Consider the following 4734-nt stretch of genomic DNA (forward strand, 5'->3'; position numbering starts at 1 on the left):
ACCCCTGCGTATCCGGGGATCGGACAGCCGAGTCCTGGTGAACCGGGGTTGGATTGCCGCGCCCGGTGATGGAAGCCTGGTTGCGGCGCCGATACCCCGAGGGGAAGTGACGGTGACGGGAAAGGCCCATCTTCCTTCACCCCCCGCCCTCGCGCTTCACGGTAACCCGGAGGCGGCGAAAGACTGGGGTCGGCATTGGCCCTATCTCACCCTGGAGCTCTACACGACGGCGACCGGCATCCAGGTACTGCCGGCGGTCATTTTGCAGGATCCCGACACTATCGGCGGTTTTTTGCGCCTGTGGCCGCGGGAGCTGCCCAAAGAAAATATGCATATCGGCTATGCGATCCAATGGTTCGCATTCGCACTCATCGCCTTGGTGCTGTGGCTGCGGCTCAGCCTGGTGCGCGAGGCGGACGGAGGGAGCGCGGTGTGAGCGATGAAGCTAGGGGCTGTTGACATAACCGTAGTGCTAACCGCTAATAGGACAAGATTCACAGGATTTCCAGGATTAACAGGATTATTTTTCTGAATAATCAAAGAATCTTCATATGCAAGCAGCACTGATTATGGTGATGAAGGGATAAAAGATCATGAAAGCTGAAGTAACGGCAATCGTTGAGACAGCTCCAGAAGGGGGGTTCTGGGCGATATGCCCGGAGTTTCCCGGCGCCAACGGTCAAGGAGAAACCATTGAAGAAACAAAAGAGAATCTTAGGCAAGCTATTGAATCGATAGCATAAGATCGAATGGATGATTATTGCAGAGGGCTACCCGGAGATGCTTTAAAACAAACATTGATAATATCGTGAAAAAGAAGGACTTAAACGGAATAAAAGGACACCCATTTTGTTTGGGTACACCCGACTGGTAGCTGGCAACTCGAAGCACCGCATAAACAAAACGGGTGTCTTTTTATTGTGTTGCGTCGGGATGGTTTTCAGCTGCAATTTCTTGCAGTGGCTATCTCGGCTTCTTGGCAAAAGGTGATTTATGAGTGAACAAAAGCAAACCAGACCAAAAGTTCCTGAGGGCCGCACGGACTATATGATAACCCGTCAGAAAGAGCCTAATGAAAAGGGTTTCGTTGGGTACGAAACCATCTGGGAACCGTGGCAGAAAACGGCTGGATATACCACCCCAAAACGGCCGTAAGCCCGTAGGCTGGGTTGTGGCCAGAGATGGCTAAACCCAGCAGTTATCGGGACAGCCATTCGCAGCTGTGCGCATCCGGATCACCCACCAGCGAGCCAATTCCTGATCTGCGACGACTGCGGTGGGCCACCGAGGTCGAAGATTCACTACAACACACGATATCATTCCAACTGACCAGGAAACGCCGACAATGTGCCTGAAACGAACCATTCTGACTTTTTCTCTGCTTTCGCCCTTGGTGCTGGTCGTGCCCGGGGCGTCTGCGGGTGAGCAACACGATCATGATCACAAACACGAACAGGAGCACGAGGATGAACACCGCGAGCATGGCGCTCACGTTCATGGCATCGCCGCGCTGAACCTGGCCCTCGAGGGTCGGGACGTGCACGTTGAACTCGACAGCCCGGCGGCCAACATCGTCGGCTTCGAACACACCCCTTCGTCCGAGGCCGACCATGCCGCGTTGGACAAGGCGGTCGCCACGCTGAAGGACGGAGACCGACTATTTAGATTCAACGAAGATGCGGGCTGTCGCACGGAAGACGTGCGGGTCGCCTCCGCGTTGCTCGAAAAGGAACACGGTGAACACGCGGATGAGCATTCGGATGATCGCGCGCATGAGGAAAAGGGCGGACACGAGCACGAAGGCGAAGTGCATTCGGACATCGAGGCCGCCTATCACTTCGAGTGCACTAAGCCGGGTAAGTTGACACAGCTGACCGTGGAACTCTTTGAGGCCTTCCCCGGCATGGAAAAACTTAAGGTGCAGTACGTAATCGAGACCAAACAGGGTGCGGCGGAATTGACAGCGAGCAATCACGTCGTAACGTTCTGAACAAAAGAATGGGCGATGCGATCGGTTCCGGCCGAGCGCTCGGATCGCGTATTAATCGACAGGGAGATAGACCGACTTGGTGATCGACATCCATGACTTGGCATTTCGCTGGCATGAGGGCGCCCCGTCGGTGCTGACTATCGAGGCGATGCAGGTCACCGCGGGCGAGTACCTGTTTATCAAGGGTGCGAGCGGCAGCGGCAAGAGCACCCTGCTGAGTCTGCTGGCCGGGGTCACGACGGCGGGCACCGGCTCGGTACGCGTCATGGGCCAGGCGTTGGAACGGCTCGGCAGCGTGCAGCGCGACCACTTTCGCGCCGATCACATCGGCTACATCTTCCAGATGTTCAACCTGATTCCCTACCTGTCGGTGGTTGACAACGTGATGCTGCCGTGTCGGTTTTCGGCACGACGGCGCGACAAGGCGCTGGCGCGCGGCAAAGATCTGGAAACCGAGGCGCGGCGCCTATTGCGTCATCTCGATATGGACCACCCCGAACTCCACGGGCGCTCGGTCACGACCCTGAGCGTCGGACAACAGCAACGCGTCGCAGCAGCACGCGCCCTGATGGGCTCGCCGGAACTGTTGATCGCCGACGAACCGACCTCGTCGCTCGATGCGGATCGACGCGAGTCTTTCATCCGGCTGCTGTTCAGCGAATGCCGCGAGGTGGGAGCCACGCTGATCTTCGTCAGTCACGACGCCTCGCTGGAGCACCTGTTCGACAGGACCATCGACCTGGCCGCGGTCAATCGATCCGGCCAAGACATGGCGGCGGTCTGAGCCATGGCGACCTTTTCTCTAGCCTGGAAGAGTCTGCTGAATCGGCGTTTCACCGCCATGCTGACCGTGGTTTCCATTGCGTTAAGCGTCACCCTGCTAGTCGGTGTCGAGCGGCTGCGCACCGAGGCGCGCACGAGCTTCGCCAATACCTTGTCTGGAACCGACCTGATCGTCGGCGCGCGCAGCGGGCCGGTGCAGCTGTTGCTGTACACGGTTTTCCGGATCGGTGATGCGACCAACAATATCTCGTGGAAGAGCTACCAGGAGATTGCCGCACATCCGAAGGTGGCCTGGAGCGTGCCGATATCGTTGGGCGACTCGCACCGTGGATTTCGTGTCCTGGGCACGACGACCGCCTATTTCGACCGCTACCGCTATGCGCGTGATCGCCAGCTAGTGATCGCCCAGGGACAACGATTCGCAGACCTCTACGACGCCGTGATAGGCGCCGAGGTTGCGGAAAAGCTGGGTTATAAGATCGGTGATCCGATCGTCGTTGCACATGGTGCGAGCGACGTCAGCTTTGCCCGCCACGACGACAAGCCGTTTCGCGTGGTCGGCATACTCACGCGTACCGGGACGCCGGTCGACCGGACCGTGCATGTCAGTCTCGAGGCGATCGAGGCGATCCATGTCGACTGGCAGAGCGGCGCGCCGATCCCTGGCGTATCGATCTCGGCCGAGCAGACACGGGCTATGGATCTCACGCCGAAGGTGATCACCGCTGCCCTGTTCGGTCTCAAATCGAAGGTCGCGACCTTCCAGGTCCAACGTTTCATCAACGAGTATCCGCAAGAAGCGCTGTCTGCGATCTTGCCCGGAGTGGCACTCAGCCAGCTCTGGGATTTGATCGGTATAGCCGAGAACGCATTGCTGATTGTTTCGGCATTTGTTGTCGTTGTTGGACTGTTTGGTATGCTGACGACCTTGTTGACGAGTCTCAATGAGCGGCGCCGGGAAATGGCTATCCTGCGCTCGGTTGGTGCGCGTCCAGGTCATGTGTTTGCATTGATTATGGGCGAAGCGGGTTTTCTCACGCTGTTCGGCGTGCTGTTGGGTCTAGCGTTGCTCTATCTCCTGCTGCTCGCAGGTCAACCGATCATCGAGAGCCGATTCGGAATCTTCATCACAATCGATGGTCTATCCCCGTACGAGTGGATACTACTCGTTGCTGTAGTAGGTGCGGGTTTCCTGGTAGGCGGCATCCCCAGTTACCGGGCCTACAAGCTCTCGCTAGCGGACGGACTGTCGGTGCGGGTATAGGAGTCTACGATGCACCCAGGCTTTAACATGTCGCCTCTCTTTCTTTGCGCCATCGTATTGACGGCAACAGTGCCGCAGATGGGCACAGTTCAAGCCGTCGAGCCGGACAAGACCGGTGCTATCGAACTCGAATGGGATGCCTTAATCCCCGCTAACTGGCGGCTGGAGTTGATGGACGAATACAACGCCGACAATCTCAGCGACGACGATCCGCGCGCCAAGGAACTGATGGAAAAGCTCAAGACGTTCTGGAGGGAAGCGCCGGTGGTACATGACTACGACGGTAAGATGGTCAAGTTGCCTGGATTTGTGGTGCCTCTTGAAATGGATGCAAAAATCGTACAGGAATTTTTGCTGGTACCCTATTATGGTGCCTGTATCCACACGCCCCCGCCACCCGCCAACCAGACGGTTTACGTCGTCACCGAGAAAAACCAGACCTACCAAGGAAAATTGTTCGACACGGTCTGGGTGACGGGAAAGATTACCGTAGAGAAACTCTCCAGCGAATTAGGTGATGCCGGGTATCGTATCGAGGCCCAGAAGGTGGAACCCTATCAGTTAAGACACAACCAACAGTAAAAGCAGTAAAAAGAGTAAAAGGACACCCACTTTATTTGAGGGTAACCGCATCGGCTTTCACGTCATCACACCCCTGCGTATCCGGGGATCGGACAGCCGAGTCCTGGTGAACCGG

The 4734-nt window shown here is 57.0% G+C and carries 6 protein-coding genes; all 6 read left to right on the top strand.

Annotated features, from left to right (window positions below; translation table 11 throughout):
* Window positions 1-436: SURF1 family protein (locus tag BQ17_RS19235; protein ID WP_141699383.1), on the top strand; the 436-nt coding region annotated here is incomplete at its 5' end.
* 157 nt (window positions 437-593) lie between these two features.
* On the top strand, window positions 594-743 hold the full coding sequence (locus tag BQ17_RS21160; RefSeq protein ID WP_133512788.1) for a type II toxin-antitoxin system HicB family antitoxin: 150 nt from the start codon (window positions 594-596) through the stop codon (window positions 741-743).
* A gap of 602 nt (window positions 744-1345) precedes the next feature.
* Window positions 1346-1990 (top strand): DUF2796 domain-containing protein, encoded by a 645-nt coding sequence (locus tag BQ17_RS19240; RefSeq protein ID WP_089729898.1) that lies wholly within the window; start codon window positions 1346-1348, stop codon window positions 1988-1990.
* 76 nt (window positions 1991-2066) lie between these two features.
* Window positions 2067-2774, top strand: coding sequence for an ABC transporter ATP-binding protein (locus BQ17_RS19245; protein WP_089729900.1), 708 nt, complete (start codon window positions 2067-2069; stop codon window positions 2772-2774).
* Window positions 2775-2777: 3 nt separating this feature from the next.
* Window positions 2778-4037: an ABC transporter permease gene (locus BQ17_RS19250; RefSeq protein ID WP_089729902.1), complete on the top strand. Its 1260-nt coding sequence runs from the start codon at window positions 2778-2780 to the stop codon at window positions 4035-4037.
* A 9-nt stretch (window positions 4038-4046) separates the two neighbouring features.
* Window positions 4047-4619: a DUF3299 domain-containing protein gene (locus BQ17_RS19255; RefSeq protein ID WP_089729904.1), complete on the top strand. Its 573-nt coding sequence runs from the start codon at window positions 4047-4049 to the stop codon at window positions 4617-4619.
* Window positions 4620-4734 lie beyond the last annotated feature (115 nt).

Origin of the sequence: Candidatus Thiosymbion oneisti (genome assembly GCF_900092655.1) — a bacterium.
In the GTDB taxonomy this organism is placed as follows: domain Bacteria; phylum Pseudomonadota; class Gammaproteobacteria; order Chromatiales; family Chromatiaceae; genus Thiosymbion; species Thiosymbion oneisti.

What these genes read in the sequence shown, in the direction of transcription:
- BQ17_RS21160 (WP_133512788.1), top strand. Translation starts at nt 594, where the DNA reads ATGAAAGCTGAAGTAACGGCAATCGTTGAGACAGCTCCAGAAGGGGGG.
- BQ17_RS19240 (WP_089729898.1), top strand. Translation starts at nt 1,346, where the DNA reads ATGTGCCTGAAACGAACCATTCTGACTTTTTCTCTGCTTTCGCCCTTG.
- BQ17_RS19250 (WP_089729902.1), top strand. Translation starts at nt 2,778, where the DNA reads ATGGCGACCTTTTCTCTAGCCTGGAAGAGTCTGCTGAATCGGCGTTTC.
- BQ17_RS19255 (WP_089729904.1), top strand. Translation starts at nt 4,047, where the DNA reads ATGCACCCAGGCTTTAACATGTCGCCTCTCTTTCTTTGCGCCATCGTA.